The organism is Paraburkholderia sp. BR10937, assembly GCF_040965695.1.
GTDB lineage: Bacteria > Pseudomonadota > Gammaproteobacteria > Burkholderiales > Burkholderiaceae > Paraburkholderia.
In genome coordinates this window covers 15,875-32,280 of the sequence record NZ_JBFRCL010000015.1, presented here as the reverse complement: position 1 = coordinate 32,280, position 16,406 = coordinate 15,875, and the positions used below count along the sequence as shown (strand labels likewise).

Below are 16,406 nucleotides of genomic sequence, written 5' to 3'. Positions count from 1 at the left end.
ATGCGCCGTCCCCCACCACACACAACAAGGTCCGCATTACAATTCCGGAGCCGCTGATTAAGCTCAGCATGGGAAACTGACCACGGACTGGGCGACACTCGTCCTCCATCTCTCATTACGGCGCATGCGCATGATCTTGGCTTGCACGCACCTTATCCCGTCCGCCGAGCGCAAACACGGCTACGGCATTCTTGAGATGCATCGACTGCTCTTCAAGAGAGCGCGCCGCTGCGGCCGCTTGCTCCACGAGCGCCGCATTCTGCTGGGTAAACCGGTCCATCTGGTTCACTGCCTGATTGACTTCGTCGATTCCGCGGCTCTGTTCGTCGGAGGCGTCGGCAATTTCGCCGACGATGCCGGCAACCTGCTTTATCGCTATCTTCACTTCCGATATTGCCTCGCCCACGGCGTCTGCCTGCTTCGAACTGCTCAGGATCGCCACCACCGACGAATCAATCAACTCCTTGATTTCCTTGGCAGCCGTAGCCGAGCGCTGTGCAAGCCCGCGGACTTCGCTTGCGACCACCGCGAAGCCACGGCCCTGCTCGCCGGCGCGCGCCGCTTCGACAGCGGCGTTCAGCGCAAGGATATTGGTCTGAAACGCAATGCCCTCGATCACGGCGGTGATCTCGGAGATCTGGTTCGAGCTACTACTGATATTGCGAATGGTCTGAACCATATTCAAGACCGACTCGTCTCCCGCCTCCGCCATGCCGGACGCTCGCGTAGCTAATGCATTCGCCTGCCGCGCATTGTCCGCGTTCTGTCGAACGGTATGGGTTAGCTGCGTCATGCTGGCCGCCGTTTCTTCGAGCGAGCTAACCTGTTGTTCAGTGCGCGACGAGAGATCAAAATTCCCGGCCGCGATCTCGCTCGATGCGGTCGCGATGCTTTCCGTACCCGTTCGAACGCCGCTGACGATTCTCGCGAGGCTCTCGTTCATTGCATTCAAGGCGCGCATGAGTTGTCCGGTCTCGTCCATCGACGCCGCTTCGATATTCCCTGTGAGGTCGCCTTCTGCCACGCGTGTGGCAACGGTAACGGCTTGCTTGAGCGGACGGGACACCTGGCGCGAAAGCCACGTAGCGGCAAGAATGGACGCAATGACCGCGATTACGGTGCTCGTCAATATCGTCACGTAGATTCGGGCACGCAGCGAATCCAGTTCACTGGCGCTCGCAAGCATACGGTCTTTTTCGTAGCGTTCGAGCTTGTCGACGGCGGCAATGAGCTTGTCTGTGCCCAGGTACGATCCGAAGCCCTCAGTGAGTGCCGAGAGATCGCTCACGTTGACAGAGAAAGCGTCTACCTTCTTGCGCATGTCCACCAGGGGATCGACGACCGTATTGAGCCAACGGTCATATTCCTGCTGGCAGGCTTGCGTCAGATGCGTGGTGTCTGGCGTACCGTCAAGCGTGCGCAGGGCCGCCAGTCGCGTTCCAAAATCCGCCCGGTGCTGGTCGATCCACGCCTTGTGTCCGGGCTTTCCGTTCAGATTGTTCGCCAGCACGGCCCAGATGATGTTGAGGTAATCGGATGTCCCGTCCTTTAGTAGAAGCAGCGTTTGCTCAGATGCTTCGAACTCCTTCTGCTTCTGATCGATTGCCCGGACACTGGCGAGGCAAATGCACGCACTGACCACGAAGAAAAAGATTGCACAGGCAAATGCAACGCCGGTTTTTGCCGCAATGGGTAGGTTCTTTATTAGCTTCATGATGGAGGAAATAGCGCCAACCCGCTCGTTGTTATTCCATATTCGAAACGTGTTTCGGTACGGCTAGCACAGCTAGCGCCGCCGCGACACCCGCGCCCGCAAATGCGTAGAAATTCCACCGCAGCGGCGCGCTCGCCTGTACCAGCGCGCCGCCGATCAAGGGCCCGGCGATTGCGCCGAAACGCCCGATGCCCAGCGCCCAGCCAATACCCGTCGCCCGGTTGCGGGGCGGATAGTAGCGCGTGATGTACGCGCCAAGCAGCATCGCGTTTCCAATCGTGCCCACCCCGGCAATGCCCACGAGCACATAGGTTTGCAGCGTGCCATGGGCGAACGGCAACGCGCACAGGCTGGCTGCTGCGAGCAGATAAAGCACGCTGACCACGCACTTCGAACCCAGGCGGTCCGCTACCGCGCCGCCAAGCAGCGAGCCCAAAGCCGCCGTTGAATTGAGCATCACCAGCAATGCGAGGCTCGATCCGAGCGGAAAGCCGGCCTTGCGCATGAGTTGGGGCAACCAGGTGCTCAGGCCGTAGAGCAAAAGCAAGCCCATGAACATCGCGATCCAGAACGCCAGGGTCGCGCGCACATTGGATGCGTCGAAGAGCGTGCGAATCGGTGCGGCTTTCTCGGCGTTTGTAGCGAGCACGGCCCGCGTTTCGGCTTCGTTCTCGAGCGCCGAATGCCGGATGCCGAGCGCTCGCGCGACGCTGCGTGCCTCCGCCATGCGGTTTCTCGCCAACAGGAACTCCAGCGACTCCGGCAAATGGCGCGCCGTGAGCGCCACGAGGATGAGCGGCGCGGCGCCCACGCCGAACAGCAACCGCCAGCCGTGCGTGGGCAACCAGTTCATCGCGAGCAGCGCGACCAGAATGCCGCCCAGCGAATATCCCGTGTAAATCAAGGCATAGTTGAAAGAACGGCGCCCAGGCGGCGAGTATTCAACGGTGAGCGCCGCCGCGGTCGGCACGACGCCGCCAAGCCCGAGTCCGCCCACGATCCGCGCGACGACGAACCACGCTGGCGTTGGCGCGAGCGCGGCGGCTGCCATCATCGCGGAAAAGAGCGCCGCGCTGCCGAGCAGCATGCGCCGCCGCCCGATCATGTCGCTGAGCGTGCCCGCGCCCATCGCGCCGATCATCATGCCCGCCAGCGAGCAGCTTGCGATCGCGCCCAGTTGCAGCGCCGACAAGGACCAGGCGGTGCCATGCGTGAGCATGGGCAGCACCGCCCCGTAAATGGCGACGTCGTAGCCTTCGGCAAGGATCATCGCGAGGCAGATCGCGACGACCCGCAGCGTCACGCGAGTCGGTATCGCAATGGTCGCGGCATCGAGGCGGTGACCGGTTTCGCTTTGCGCTCGATCCAGCGCGACCTCGGCGCGGCTCGATGACGGCGTACTCATGGCGGCGTGCTCCCCTTTTTATGTGTGTCCGGCGATCAAACCGCCATGCACAGGTACTTGATGACGAGATAGTCATCGATGCCGTAGTGCGACCCTTCCCTGCCCAGACCCGATTGCTTCACGCCGCCGAACGGCGCCACTTCGTTCGAGATCAAGCCAGTATTGATGCCCACCATGCCGTATTCGAGCTGCTCCGCCACGCGCCAGACGCGGCCGATATCGCGGCTGTAGAAATAGGCGGCGAGTCCGAACTCCGTGTCGTTGGCGAGATTCACCACTTCTTCGTCGCTCGAGAAGCGCAACAGCGGCGCAAGCGGGCCGAAGGTCTCTTCTCTCGCCACATCCATTTGCGCGGTGACGCCGGTCAGCACCGTGGGCTCGAAAAAGCCATGACCGAGCGCGTGACGCTTTCCGCCCGTGGCGAGCGTCGCGCCTTTACCCACTGCATCGGCGATATGCGCTTCGACCTTTCTGACCGCTGCCTCGTTGATGAGCGGTCCCAGCGTGACGCCGCCCTCCGTGCCGTGCCCTACCTTCAACCCCTTCACGGCTGCCGCCAGCTTCGTGGCGAACGCGTCGTAAACCCGCTCATGCACATAGAAGCGATTCGTGCAGACGCACGTTTGCCCGTTATTGCGGTACTTCGAGGCGATGGCGCCTTCCACCGCGGCGTCGAGATCCGCGTCGTCGAATACGATGAACGGCGCGTTGCCGCCGAGCTCGAGCGTCACCTTTTTCACCGTTGGCGCGCTCTGCGCCATCAGCAAGCGCCCCACAGCCGTCGAGCCGGTAAAGGAGAGCTTGCGAACCACAGGACTGCTTGTCAGCGCGCCGCCAATCGCCTTGGGGTCACCGGTGACGATATTGAGCACGCCCCGTGGCACGCCGGCGCGCTCCGCCAGCACCGCGAGCGCGAGTGCGGAAAACGGCGTGGCTTCCGCAGGCTTCACGACGATCGGGCAGCCTGCCGCGAGCGCCGGCCCCACCTTGCGCGTAATCATCGCCGTCGGGAAATTCCACGGCGTGATGGCGGCGCAAACGCCGATCGGTTCCTTGATGACCACGAGTCGCTTGTCCGACGCGGGCGTGGCTAGCGTGTCGCCCGCTACGCGCTTGCCTTCCTCCGCGAACCATTCGATGAACGACGCGCCATAGGCGATCTCGCCCTTCGCCTCCGCGAGCGGCTTGCCTTGTTCCGCAGTCAGGATCAGCGCGAGATCGTCGGCGTGCTCGATCATCAATTCGTACCAGCGGCGCATGACTGCCGCACGCTCCCTGGCCGTGCGCGCACGCCACGCTGGCCACGCGGCGTTGGCCGCCTCGATGGCCCGCGCCGTTTCAGCTTCTCCCATCAAAGGAACGCTGCCGAGCGGTGCGCCCGTCGCCGGGTCGAACACGTCGAAGCTCGCGCCCGAGTCGGCGGGGCACCATTGCCCATCGATATAAGCCTGTTGGCGCAACAGCGCCGCATCCTTCAACAGGGTCTTCAGTTCCACGTGACTTTCCTTCGGTGCAAAAATTTGGGTTGATGCCGCGCTCCGCCCGCAGCTGCTCACCGGGCGGAGCGCTCCAACGATCAGAACTGGTGGTACATGCCTACGCGTACCGCGATCTGATGGTTGTTGGACGACGCAGAGCCCACCGCGCCGTCGAAGATGTCGGCATTGGTTGCCGCGCCCGCTGCCTTCTGCCACACGCCCATCGCATAGAGCGCCGTGCGCTTCGAGAGTGAGTACGACGTTGTGAGTCCCACCTGGTGATAGATCGGAACCGCCTGGCTGTAGCCAATGCTGCCGTGCGTATAGACGTATTGCGCACCGACGTACCATGCCGGTGTGATGTTGTAGCGGCCCCACGCCTCGTAGTTCGTGAAGATCACCGTGCCATCGGTGCCGTTAGCGTCATTGAACTTCGTATTGGTGTAATCGATGCCGAGCGTCGCCGAGCCGAGCGCGTAGTTCACGCCCGCGCCGAATATCTGCTCGTTACGAGGGTTGCCGACGTAGCTGAACGGGCCACTCGCGCCGACATCCGCGCCGGTGGTGTTGCCTACGTAGTTGCCGTCGCTCAGGAGCAGCGCGGGGTCTTTTGCGTACAGGTAGGCGCCGGCAACGGTCAGGGAACCGAGCGAGTAACTCGCGCCGAGGCTCCACAAGCCCGTCGTGCCGCGCCCCGACGCGTTGGTGTTGGTGAACGAATACACTCCGCCGAAGGTCAGCCCCCCGATCTTCGGGCTCGCGTACTTGATCGCGTTGTCCACGCGAAACGAGTTGTCGGTGTTGTCGATATCGCCGGCGTGCACGAGCGGGCCGCCAAGCTGGCCCGGCGCCGTGAGCGGTTGCAGGTAATCCACCACGGAGTCGTACTGGCGGCCCAGCGTGACCGTGCCAAAGCGCGTGTCGGAAAGGCCGACGTAGGCCTGGCGTCCGAATAAGCGCCCACCCTGACGCATTTGCCCGTTCTCGGTGCTGAAGCCCGATTCGAGCTTGAACAGCGCGCTCAGCCCGCTGCCGAGATCTTCCGTGCCCTTCAGGCCCCAGCGGCTGCCGTAAACGCCGTCGTACGTGCCGTCGCGCATGCGCCAGAGCGAATGGCCGCCGCTGTTGTTGACATAGTCGATCCCCTCGTCGATCACGCCATATAGCGTGACGGACGACTGCGCGTGCGCACCCGTCGCAACGAACGCACTTCCCAATAGCGCGAACGCCAATGTTTTCTTGAGTCCCCAGCTCGCCACGTCTTCTCCTTGCTGTTGTCAGTAATTTGTATTACTAATTAATGGAAATGATGCTCGTTGCTTGAACCACGGAAGCCAAACCGAAGCCAGCCGCTTTATCCTGCCTGGCGCCAAAGCGCGTGTTCGTGCCCCTGGGCCAGCAGCTTGCGTGCGATCTCGGCCACCCTGTCCACGTGTGCGATCGCGGCCTCGCGTGCGCCGGCTGCGTTGCCGGCTTGAATGGCGTTCAGGATGCGGTGCATCTCATCGACGGCCTGGCGGCCACGGTCGTCGGAAGCGATCGTCAGGGCTCGCAAGCGGTTGATGCGCGCAGTCAACGACTGCACGATTTCCCAGGCCACACGCTTTTGCCCGGCAACGAACATGCGCTCGTAGAAGGCCGTGGTGAGCGTCCTCACGGCCGGATGGTCCTGCGCTTCGAAGGCCGCCTGGATCCGGTCGATGAAGCCGGCGAGATCCGCGACGATGCGCTCGTCGGCATGCTGCGCACATGCCATGGCGGCTTCGCCTTCGAGCAGCGCGCGTATTTCGTAGATCTCGGCCGCCGTGTCGAAATCGAGCACGGCGACGATCGGCCCCTGGTTCGGAATCGAGTCGACGAGACCCTCCGTTTCCAGATGACGTAAAACCTCCCGCACCACGGTGCGGCTCACGCCGAGAATCTCGCACAGCGAGCGCTCGACCAGCCGCTCGCCTGGATGAAAATGCGCCTCCAGAATGGCCGTGCGCATTTTTTCGAGCGCGAGTTCCCGCAAGGTGGCCGTGGGGCGTTCGACCCGCAGCGATGGCAGTGCGTCACTCATGACAGCCGCCGTCACGCTTGCGCGAACAGGCGCACGTCGCGCGCGTCCCAGTCGACGAGCGCCTGCGTGCCGATCATGATGCCGCCGTCGTGGCGATGCGCCGCCGGCATGCGGATCGAAATCTCCTGCTGCCAGGGCGTGGCCACCGCATAGTGCATGGCGTCGCCGAGATAGGTGACGTCGCGCACGGTCACGGGCAAGCCTGTCGTGCCGTTTGCGCCTTGCAGCGAGCTGATGCGCATCTGCTCCGGGCGGATCATCAGCGTGCCGTCGTCGCCGGCGGCGAGTGACGGATTGAAGGCGTCCGAGGCGATTTCAAGGCCATTCGGGAACACGCCGTTCATGCGCCCTTCGCTGCTCCTCGTCACCTTCACGGGCAGGAAATTCGAATTGCCGATGAAGCTCGCGACAAAGCGCGAAGCCGGGTTCGCGTAAAGCTCCTCGCCCGTGCCGACCTGCTCGATGCGGCCTTTGTTGAACACGGCGATGCGGTCGGAAAGTCGCAGCGCTTCCTCCTGATCGTGCGTGACGTAGAGGATCGTCACGCCCGTTTCCTGGTGAATGCGGCGCAATTCGAGCTGGATTTCCTCGCGCAGCTTCTTGTCGAGCGCCGAGAGCGGTTCGTCCATCAGCAGCACGGGCGGATCGTAAGCCAGCGCGCGCGCAATCGCCACGCGCTGCTGTTGGCCGCCCGAGAGCTGTGCGGGCATACGGTCGCGGCACTCGGACAGATGCACGAGCTTGAGCATCTTTTCCACCTTCGCCGTGACTTCGGCTTCGGGGCGGCGGCGCACGCGCAGCGGAAACGCCACGTTCTCACCCACCGTGAGATGCGGAAAGAGCGTATAGCGCTGAAACACCATGCCGATGTTGCGCTTGTTGGGCGCCACCGCCAGCAGCGGCTTGCCGTCGAGCAGCACGCGGCCTTCCGTGGGCTCCTGGAAGCCCGCGACGATATAGAGCGTCGTGCTCTTGCCCGACCCCGACGGTCCGAGGAACGTCATGAATTCGCCCTTGCGCACATCGAGCGACACCTGGTCGATGGCGACGACGTCGTCGTAGGTCTTGCGCAGGCGCTGGATTTGCAGGAAAGCAGTCATGGCTTGTTTACCTCGATTAGCGGCCGCGACGCACGAGAGCGCCCGCCAGCATCAATAACGTTGTCAACGCGACGAGTAGCGAAGACGCCGCTGCAACGACAGGCGTGAGGTCCTGGCGCAGCGTGGACCAGATCCGCACCGGCAGCGTCTGCAGCGTCGGGCTCGACATGAAGATGGACACGACCACCTCGTCCCACGAAGCGAGGAACGAAAAGATCGCCGCGGCATAGAGCCCGAGCCGGATGGCTGGCAGCGTCACCTTCAGCTTCACCATCAGCGGCGAGGCGCCGCAAATGAGCGCGGCGTCTTCCAGCGACGTGTCGAAGCTCGAGAGCGAATTGCTGATCGAGATGATCGAGAACGGCAAGGCGATGATCAGGTGGCCGGTCACGAAGCCCGTCATCGTCCCGTTCATGCCGACGCGCAGGAAGAACGCATAGAGCGCGACGGCAAGCACCACGACCGGAAGCACCATTGGCGTGATGAAGAAGGCCTGCACCGCGCCACGCCCGCGAAACCTGCCGCGTACGAGCGCAAGCGAAGCGAGGAAACCGATGGCGACGGAGAGCACCGTGACGATCACGGCGAGCTTCGCGCTCGTGAGCAGCGAGTCGATCCAGCCCGCATCGGTGAAGAGCTGCCGGTACCACTCGAGCGTCCAGCCCGGCGCTGGAAAGATGAGCCACTGCGAGTCGCCGAACGAGAGCGCGACGATAAAGACGATCGGCAGCAGGAGAAACAGCGCGACGGCCCCGCCCACGGCCAGCAACATCCAGCGCAACGCGCCCAGGCGATCGAAATCGAGCAACATGTCAGCGCCCTCCGAGACTTGCGCGGGCATTCCGCGTGAAGCGCAGTTGCAGCGCATAGAGCGAGAGCGTCACGGCGAGCAGCACGAACGCGGCGGCGCCGGCGAGGCCCCAGTTCAAGAGTTCCTGCACGAGCTGCGCAATGAGTTCCGCGAGCATCATGTACGAGGGTCCGCCCAGCAGTGCGGGCGTGACGAAGTAGCCCAGCGCCATCACGAACACCATGAGCGCGCCCGAGGCGACGCCCGGCATGGCGAGCGGCACGAGAATGCGCCAGAAGGCCTGCCAGCGGCTTGCACCGCACACGGCGGCGGCGCGCAGCGTCGAAGGGTCGATGCTGCGCAGCGTGGCGTGCAGCGGCATCACGAGAAACGGCAGCATGATGTAGGTCATGCCGATCGTCACCCCCGTCAAGTTGTTGACGAGCGAGAGCGGCTCATGGATCACGCCGCTCGCCATCAGCATGCGGTTGATCGGGCCCGTTTCCTGCAGCAGCACCATCCATGCGAAGGTCCGTGCGAGCAGGTTGGTCCACATCGACAGCAGCAGGATCGCGAAGAACACGGCGCTGACCTTGCGCGGCGCGATGGCGAGCAGCCACGCCATCGGAAAGCCCACGAGCAGCGTAACGAGCGTCACGACCGTCGCCACGAGAAACGTATTGCCGAACACGCGCAAATACGTGGTCGAGCCGAGCAACTGTTGATAGTTGTGCAGACCCGGCGTCGGCTCCAGAACGCTGCGCAGCAGCAGCGAGAGCACCGGCAGCAGGAAGAAGATCACGAGCAGCAGCATGGCGGGCGCCAGCAGTCGCATGCTGCGCCAGTCGCGCCGTTTGCGCGTGGCTGCCGCGGCCGGGTGCGCGACGGTACTCAATACGTTAGGCATGATGTTTCCTTTTGAACCGGTTCGCGACGTCGGGACTCGCTTTACTTCGATTGCCACGCGTACCAGCGCTTCGCAATCGCATCGCGGTTTTCGGCCCAGTACTTCATGTCGAGATTGATCTGCGATGCCTTGTATTGATCGGGCAGCGTCTTCGCCATGGCCGGCGACATCAGTGCGGCCGACTTCACGTTGATCGGCGCGTAACCCGTATCGGCTGCAAATTTGGCCTGGGCCTGCGGGCTCGTCGCCGCGGCGAGATACTTCATCGCGGCGTCGCGGTGCTTCGCGCCCTTCGGGATCACGAGCATGTCGGCGGCGGTGAGGTTCTGGTTCCACGAAATGCCGACGGGCACGCCGGTTTGCGCGAGCGCGTGCAGGCGTCCGTTCCAGAACATGCCGATCGGCGCCTCGCCTGACGCGAGCAGTTGCTGCGACTGCGCGCCACCGCTCCACCACACGATGTTGCTCTTGATCGTGTCGAGCTTCTTGAACGCGCGGTCGAGGTCGAGCGGATAGAGCTTGTTGGGCGGCACGCCGTCGGCGAGCAGCGCGATTTCGAGCACGCCCGGCGCCGACCACTTGTAGAACGTGCGCTTGCCGGGGAAGCGCCCGGTGTCGAACAGGTCAGCCCACGTTTGCGGCTGCGCGCCCGTGTATTTCGCCTTGTTGTAGCCGAGCACGAACGAGTAATAGAAGCTGCCCACCGCGGCCTGCGACGCGAAGCGCGGGTCCAGATCGTCCTTCTTCACCACCGAATAGTCGATCGGCTCGATCAGGCCGGCCTTCTGCGCGGCATAGGCGAAGTCGCCCTCCACGTCCACGACGTCCCAGCTCACGTTGCCGCTGTCGACCATCGCCTTGAGCTTGCCGTAGTCGGTCGGGCCGTCCATCAGCACGGTGATGCCGCTCGCCTGCGTGAACGGCTGTGCCCAGTCCTTCTGTTGCGACGATTGCGTGGTGCCGCCCCAGCTCGTGAAGACGATGGAATCTGCGGCAAATGCCGGCGCAACCGTGAGCGCAGATGCGCAAAGCACGGCGATCGGTGCAATAAACGGGATGCTTCTGCTGCTCATGTCTTTCTCCAGGGGAAACGGGTGGTTGTCGCTTCGTCAGGCCGGCGGCGAGATTCGTGCCGGCTTCTTGTTTATGTTCTGCATCGTGCTGCAGCCCTTCTGCTGGCCGGCGCCTCTTCAATGCGCGAGGGCGAGCGCCTGCACGGTGCCGGCTTCGCTGTCGCCCACGTAAATGCCGAATGCGTCCTGCTTGCGTTCGCGCACATAGCGTTCGAGCATCGAGCGCACAGCGTCGTCGCTCACTTCGTCCCAGGGGATCTGCGAGAGCGGCACGATGCGGATGCTGCTGTCGAGCCAGGGCGAGCCGCTGTGAATCACCCGACCGCGGTAATAGATATGCTCGCCCGGCCCTCTGCCTCCGCCGTCTTCGAACACGGCGAAGAGAAAGTCGAGATGCGCGCGCAGGCCGAGTTTCGCGAGCACGCCGCGCAGGCTCGCCGCGTCGCTTGCCGGTTCGAGCTTGATGCCCGTCGGCAACGCCACGCCATTGGGCGTGTCGATCAGCACGAGCCCGTCGCGGTGCTCGAGAATCGCGCCCACTTTCGCTCGCACACCGGCTGCGGCCAGTGCATCCTGCGAGAGGCTGAAGTTCACGTATGCACCGCGGCAGTAGCCAAGCGGCGTCGAACTCGTTTGCACGAAGTCCACCACGCGGCCGATCAGGATCATGTGGTCGCCCGCGTCCACGACATCATGCGTCGTGCAGTCGAAGCTCGCCGCCGCGCCGTCCATCACGGGCGCGCCGGTTTTGCGCGTGCTCCAGGGCACCTGCGCGAACTTGTCGGCGGCCTTCGAGGCGAACACGCCCGAAACCTGCTGCTGGTCTTCGGCGAGCACGCTCACGGCGAAGCGGCGCGTTTGCGAGAACACCGCATAACTCGACGCCGTCTTCGCGATGCACACCAGAATGAGCGGCGGATCGAGCGACACCGAGGTGAACGAGTTGGCCGTGAAGCCGCGCGGCGAGCCATCGGGCTGGATCGTAGTGACGACGGTCACGCCCGTCACGAAAGCGCCCAGCGCGCGGCGAAATTCGGCGATATCGAAAGCCGGTTGCGCGGGGTGGGCAGTCATCAGCTCAGCCATGGCGTTCTCCTGTGTTTGCTGCGGTATTGGCCGCCTGCGTCGCCGATGCCTCGGCCAGGAACGCGAGCAGGCTTGCGTTGACGCGTTCCGGGTCGGTGACGTTCATCATGTGGCGCGCGTTCGCGATCACTTCCGCGCGGGCGCGGGGCGCGACCGCCGCCATCGCGTGCGACATCTGCCCGCTCGAATTCGGATCGCACTCGCCGGTGAGAAAGAGCGCCGGCACCGCAAGACTTGCGAGACGCCCCACGTGCGCGTCGTCGGAAGATGCGAAAAGGCGATACGTGCGCGCGTAGCCCACGGGATCGACGGCGAGCAGCAGCGCACGCACCGCCTGCGCCGCCTGGGTCAGATGCCCCGGAATCGGGTTGCCGAACCAGCGCGAGAGCGTCGCGTCCACGCCGCTTGCTGCAGGCGCTTCGCCGAGACTGGCCGCGCGCGTCATCACCGCTTCGCGCTGCGCTGGCGTGCGGTCGTACACCGCGTTCAGCGCAACCACGCTCAACGTGCGCGGCGCGTTGAGCAGCGCGAATTCGAGCGCGACGAGCGCGCCCATCGAATGCCCCACCACGTGTGCGCGCTCGACCTGGATGGCGTCGAGCAGCGACTCGAGTTGCGCGGCGTATTCGTCGAGCGTGGGCTGCGCGCTCGGCAACGCGCTCTCGCCATGCCCCAGCATGTCGTAGGCGACGACGCGAAACGATTCGGACAACGCATCGATCTGCGGCGCCCACACACTCTGATCCATGCCCACGCCATGGATCAGTACCACGGTTTCGCACGCGGCGTCAGATTGCGGCGCGTACACGCTATAGCTCGTGCCAGCGGTTCGGCCGCGCTGAACAAGCGCGATGGGGCGTTCGCGAGCGCACTCAGGCTTCATGGGATTCACGCTCGGCACAGCGATGCAAGCCATGCGGACCAGCGGCCGGTACCTTGTGCAAAGTTCATGGAGCCTCCTGATCTAGAGCGGGTCCGCTGATCGCGTTCGATGAGATTATGGTATGCCATCTTACGGTTCACAACAACGTGATCAATATTATGGAATACCATGAGTTCTCCCCTGACTTTATTGGCGTGCTTCGCACCAGGTCCGCCTTGAACGGATTGAGCAGACAAAAAGAAAGGCCGCCGGCACATGCCGGCGGCCTTTCTTTTTGTCTGCGCTGAAATGCGCGTCAGGCGTCGCCTGGTGCTTCGTTCTGCTGGGCGAGCGCCGACAGCGCCAGCTCGGAGACCCGTTTGATATGCGCGAACGACGCCGCGGAGGCCGCTTCGCCGTCGCGCCGCTCGATGGCGTCGAGCAACAGGTTCATTTCGCGATTGGAGTCGCCACCGCGCCCGGGCATCGCGATGGTCAACGCACGCAAGCGGTTGATGCGCGCGTTGAGCGTCTTGACCACCGTGAGCGACACCTGCTTGTTGGCGGCTTCGAACAGCGTTTCATAGAAGCGTTCGGTGTGCTCCACCACGCGCGGCAGGTCGCGCTTTTCGAACGCGTCTTCGATGATCGCGCGGATCGCGCGCAACTGCTCCACGACTTCCGGCGTGGCGTTTTCGGCGCAGGCCCGGGCGGCGTTGGCTTCGAGCAGCCCGCGCAGCTCGTAGATCTCGCCCACTTGCGCGGGGTCGAGCCGCGCCACGATCGGGCCTTTTCCCGCAACGATTTCAACCAAGCCTTCGGTTTCCAGATGGCGCAGCACCTCGCGCACCACCGTGCGGCTCACGCCAAGCTCGTCGCACAACGTGCGTTCGACGAGCCGCGTGCCCGGCCGGAAATACCCCTGGACTATCGCGCCGCGCAGTTTGTCGAGCGTGAGCTCACGCAGGGTCTTGGCATTGCGGTCGATTTTGAGGTCTTGCATAGGCAGCGTTCAGGAGAGGGACGAACGCCCGCGCACCAGGCGTGGGCGTGGAATGCCATATTATGACGCAATTAAGCTCCGGCTTTCCTTTTGCCAACGCCATGGCGCCCCAAGCAAGGGCACATTCAGCTTTCAAGGCCCTCGACGATCGTGATGTGGGCCACGCAATGTCCATCGCGCTTCGCTTTTGCCGCCTGATACTCCGGCGAGTGATAACAGTCGAGCGCCGTTTGCATGTCCGGGAACCGGATCACGACATGCCGTGCGAACGACTCGCCTTCCAGCACCTGCGCCGCGCCGCCGCGTGCCAGGAAGACGGCGCCGAATTGCTTGAACGCCAGCGGTGCGATGTCCGTGTAGTCCTTGTATTTCGCGGGATCCAGCACGGTCACATGGGCGATCCAGTATGCAGTCATCTCTCCTCCTTTTCATTTTCCTGAATGGGACAAAAGGCACGGCAGGCTTCCCAGCCGGGGCGCGCGGCCTGTTATCGGGTTAACACTCATGGCATGCCGTAACATGGTATACCACAATGCTTCGCACAATCAACGTACGAAGGAAGTTGCCATGAGCCTGATTCGCAAATCCATCCTCCATGTCGAGAACGTCTTCGTAGACGGCGACAAGGCCGCTGCGAAGCCGCTGAAAATGATCGGCGCGGTCGCGGTGATCAAGAACCCGTGGGCGGGCCGCGGTTACGTGGAAGACCTCTCGCCCGAGATTCGCGCACTCGCGCCGCAACTGAGCGAACACCTCACGAAGCTCATCATCGACGAAGCCGGTTCGGGCGAAGCGGTCGAAGCGTTCGGCAAGAGCGCCATCGTGGGTCTTTCGGGCGAACTGGAGCATGCGTCCGCGCTCATTCACACGCTGCACTTCGGCAACACCTATCGCTCTGCTGTAGGCGCGAAGTCGTATCTCGCGTTCAACAACACGCGCGGCCCGGCCAATGCGCCGCTGCTCATCCCGATGATGGACAAGAACGACGAAGGCCGCCGCTCGCACTACCTCACGCTGCAGTTTTCGATTGCCGATGCGCCGGCCGCCGACGAACTCGTCATCGCCATTGGCGCCGCAACGGGTGGCCGTCCGCATCACCGCATTGGCGATCGCTACAAAGACCTCGCAGAGCTCGGAAATGACGTCAAGAACCCTGCAGCTGTCAAATAAGCGCGTCGCGCACTATCTGGAGCAAGGCGCGGGCGAACCGCTCGTGCTGATTCACGGCGTGGGCATGCAGGCGAGCGCGTGGTATCCGCAGATCGAAGACCTCTCGGCCGAATTCCGCGTGATTTCAGTCGACATGCCGGGCCACGGTCAAAGCGATGCGCTCGAAGCGGGTGCCGGCTTGCCGCAGTTCGTTGAGTGGGCAACCAGTTTCATCGAGGCGCTGCACGTGGGTCCCGTCAATCTGGCGGGGCACTCGATGGGTTCGCTGATCGCGGCCGGCGTCGCGGTCACGCGTTCCGATCTGGTCAAGCGTGTGGCAGTCTTGAACGGTGTGTACCGGCGCACCGAAGCGGCGCGCGACGCCGTGCTGCAGCGTGCCGCCGAGTTGCGCTCCGGCACCATCGATGTGGATACGCCGCTGCGGCGCTGGTTCAACGCCGAGGAGGCGCAGCAAGTGGCGGCGCAAAAGGTCGAGTCGTGGCTGAAGTCGGTGAACCTCGCGGGCTACGCCACGGCCTATACGGCGTTTGCTGGCGGCGACGATGTGTACGCCGACGGCTGGCACACGATTCGCTGCCCTGCTCTCGTCCTGACCGGCTCCGACGATCCGAACTCGACGCCGGAGATGGCAAGACAGATGGCGCAAGCCGCGCACAACGGCACAGTCGTGGTGCTCGAAAACGAGCGCCACATGGTGAACCTGACCGCGCCTGACGAAGTCAATCGCGCGCTGCGGGCCTGGTTGCAAACGGAGCCGCAGGCGGAAAATCACGAAGTGGAATTGTGAAATGAGCCAAGACACGAGCCAGGTAGTACAACCGGAAGCAGCGAAGATCAACACGCGCGAACTGCGCGACGCGTTCGGCGCGTTCATGACGGGCGTGACGATCGTGACCACCGCGACGGACGACGGCAAGCCGCTCGGCTTCACCGCCAATTCGTTTTCGTCCGTTTCGCTCGACCCCGCTCTGCTGCTGGTGAGCATTGCGAAGACGTCGAGCAATTACCAGACGTTTTCCACCGCGGGCCATTTCGCCATCAACATCCTCGCGGAAGGACAAAAGGATTTGTCCAACACGTTCGCGCGGCCGAGCGACGACCGCTTCGCCAACGTGAACTGGCAATTGAGCGCCAACCGCAACCCGCTCATCGGCGACGTCAGCGCCTGGTTCGACTGCACGACGCACGCCGTGATCGACGCGGGCGACCACGCGCTGATCGTCGGCCGGGTCGAGGCGTTTCATTCCGCGGGCTTCGCCGGTCTTGGCTACTATCGCGGCGGCTATTTCACGCCGGCCAAGGTGTCGGCGGAAGTCATCGCGGGTCCGAAAGTCATCGTAAGCGCGATCATCGCGCGCGAGGACAAGGTGCTGCTCGTGAAAACCGCAGACGGCAAATGGGGCCTGCCCTCGAAAGAAATCGGCAAGGAAGGCGCCGACAAGGCGCTCGCCGAGATCTTCACGAAGTACCAGCCCGATGCATCGGCAAGCTTCATCTATTCGGTCTACAACAATACCGAAACCCATTACCAGTACATCTCGTTCCTGTGCAGCGCCCCCGATGAACTCGCCGCAACGGGCGACGCCTCGGCCCAGTTCGTCAGCCTGGAAGACGTGCAAACGCAAGCGTTCCAGGACAGCGCACTCGCCAGCATGCTCCAGCGCTACCGCAAGGAAAGCGAACTGAAGAGCTACGGGATGTACTTCGGCGACCATAGCAACGGCACAGTCCGCCCGCTTCATTCCTGAAAGGTTCC

The 16,406-nt window shown here is 63.5% G+C and carries 16 protein-coding genes; 3 read left to right on the top strand and 13 right to left on the bottom strand.

Features of this window, described 5'->3' with window-relative positions:
- Nucleotides 1–115: 115 nt before the first annotated feature.
- From AB4Y44_RS14525 to AB4Y44_RS14465, 13 genes are all read right to left on the bottom strand, one after another.
- Nucleotides 116–1,714 (bottom strand): methyl-accepting chemotaxis protein, encoded by a 1,599-nt coding sequence (locus AB4Y44_RS14525; protein ID WP_368699997.1) that lies wholly within the window; start codon nucleotides 1,712–1,714, stop codon nucleotides 116–118.
- A gap of 31 nt (nucleotides 1,715–1,745) precedes the next feature.
- Nucleotides 1,746–3,119, bottom strand: coding sequence for an MFS transporter (locus AB4Y44_RS14520; RefSeq protein ID WP_368699996.1), 1,374 nt, complete (start codon nucleotides 3,117–3,119; stop codon nucleotides 1,746–1,748).
- Between the two features lie 35 nt (nucleotides 3,120–3,154).
- Nucleotides 3,155–4,615, bottom strand: coding sequence for an NAD-dependent succinate-semialdehyde dehydrogenase (locus tag AB4Y44_RS14515; protein ID WP_342922434.1), 1,461 nt, complete (start codon nucleotides 4,613–4,615; stop codon nucleotides 3,155–3,157).
- A gap of 80 nt (nucleotides 4,616–4,695) precedes the next feature.
- A complete protein-coding gene (locus tag AB4Y44_RS14510; protein WP_368700074.1) occupies nucleotides 4,696–5,829 on the bottom strand; it encodes a porin in 1,134 nt (377 codons plus the stop codon).
- A 122-nt stretch (nucleotides 5,830–5,951) separates the two neighbouring features.
- Nucleotides 5,952–6,659, bottom strand: coding sequence for a GntR family transcriptional regulator (locus AB4Y44_RS14505; protein ID WP_342922435.1), 708 nt, complete (start codon nucleotides 6,657–6,659; stop codon nucleotides 5,952–5,954).
- 11 nt (nucleotides 6,660–6,670) lie between these two features.
- Nucleotides 6,671–7,759, bottom strand: a complete 1,089-nt coding sequence (locus tag AB4Y44_RS14500) for an ABC transporter ATP-binding protein (RefSeq protein WP_342922436.1) — start codon at nucleotides 7,757–7,759, stop codon at nucleotides 6,671–6,673.
- A 16-nt stretch (nucleotides 7,760–7,775) separates the two neighbouring features.
- Nucleotides 7,776–8,570 (bottom strand): ABC transporter permease, encoded by a 795-nt coding sequence (locus AB4Y44_RS14495; RefSeq protein WP_368699995.1) that lies wholly within the window; start codon nucleotides 8,568–8,570, stop codon nucleotides 7,776–7,778.
- A gap of 1 nt (nucleotide 8,571) precedes the next feature.
- On the bottom strand, nucleotides 8,572–9,456 hold the full coding sequence (locus AB4Y44_RS14490) for an ABC transporter permease (protein ID WP_342922438.1): 885 nt from the start codon (nucleotides 9,454–9,456) through the stop codon (nucleotides 8,572–8,574).
- 41 nt (nucleotides 9,457–9,497) lie between these two features.
- Complete coding sequence (locus AB4Y44_RS14485) at nucleotides 9,498–10,529, bottom strand: ABC transporter substrate-binding protein (RefSeq protein WP_342922439.1); 1,032 nt, start codon at nucleotides 10,527–10,529, stop codon at nucleotides 9,498–9,500.
- Nucleotides 10,530–10,646: 117 nt separating this feature from the next.
- Entirely contained in the window at nucleotides 10,647–11,615 is a 969-nt protein-coding gene (locus AB4Y44_RS14480; RefSeq protein WP_368699994.1) for a flavin reductase family protein, read from the bottom strand.
- Nucleotides 11,608–12,498, bottom strand: coding sequence for an alpha/beta fold hydrolase (locus AB4Y44_RS14475; protein ID WP_368699993.1), 891 nt, complete (start codon nucleotides 12,496–12,498; stop codon nucleotides 11,608–11,610). Before AB4Y44_RS14475 ends, AB4Y44_RS14480 begins: the two co-directional genes overlap by 8 nt.
- 295 nt (nucleotides 12,499–12,793) lie before the next feature.
- Complete coding sequence (locus AB4Y44_RS14470; RefSeq protein WP_342922442.1) at nucleotides 12,794–13,480, bottom strand: GntR family transcriptional regulator; 687 nt, start codon at nucleotides 13,478–13,480, stop codon at nucleotides 12,794–12,796.
- Between the two features lie 125 nt (nucleotides 13,481–13,605).
- Nucleotides 13,606–13,896, bottom strand: coding sequence for a DUF1330 domain-containing protein (locus tag AB4Y44_RS14465; protein WP_342922443.1), 291 nt, complete (start codon nucleotides 13,894–13,896; stop codon nucleotides 13,606–13,608).
- Between the two features lie 151 nt (nucleotides 13,897–14,047).
- Between AB4Y44_RS14465 and AB4Y44_RS14460 the strand changes: the two genes are divergently transcribed.
- The 3 genes from AB4Y44_RS14460 to AB4Y44_RS14450 are packed head-to-tail and all read left to right on the top strand — an operon-like array spanning nucleotide 14,048 to nucleotide 16,398.
- A complete protein-coding gene (locus AB4Y44_RS14460) occupies nucleotides 14,048–14,650 on the top strand; it encodes an amino acid synthesis family protein (RefSeq protein ID WP_158761342.1) in 603 nt (200 codons plus the stop codon).
- Nucleotides 14,619–15,437: an alpha/beta fold hydrolase gene (locus tag AB4Y44_RS14455; RefSeq protein WP_368699992.1), complete on the top strand. Its 819-nt coding sequence runs from the start codon at nucleotides 14,619–14,621 to the stop codon at nucleotides 15,435–15,437. The genes AB4Y44_RS14460 and AB4Y44_RS14455 overlap by 32 nt, the downstream gene beginning before the upstream one ends.
- Before the next feature lies 1 nt (nucleotide 15,438).
- The gene (locus AB4Y44_RS14450) at nucleotides 15,439–16,398 is read left to right on the top strand and encodes a flavin reductase (protein WP_368699991.1); all 960 of its coding nucleotides are present in this window, start codon (nucleotides 15,439–15,441) and stop codon (nucleotides 16,396–16,398) included.
- Nucleotides 16,399–16,406 lie beyond the last annotated feature (8 nt).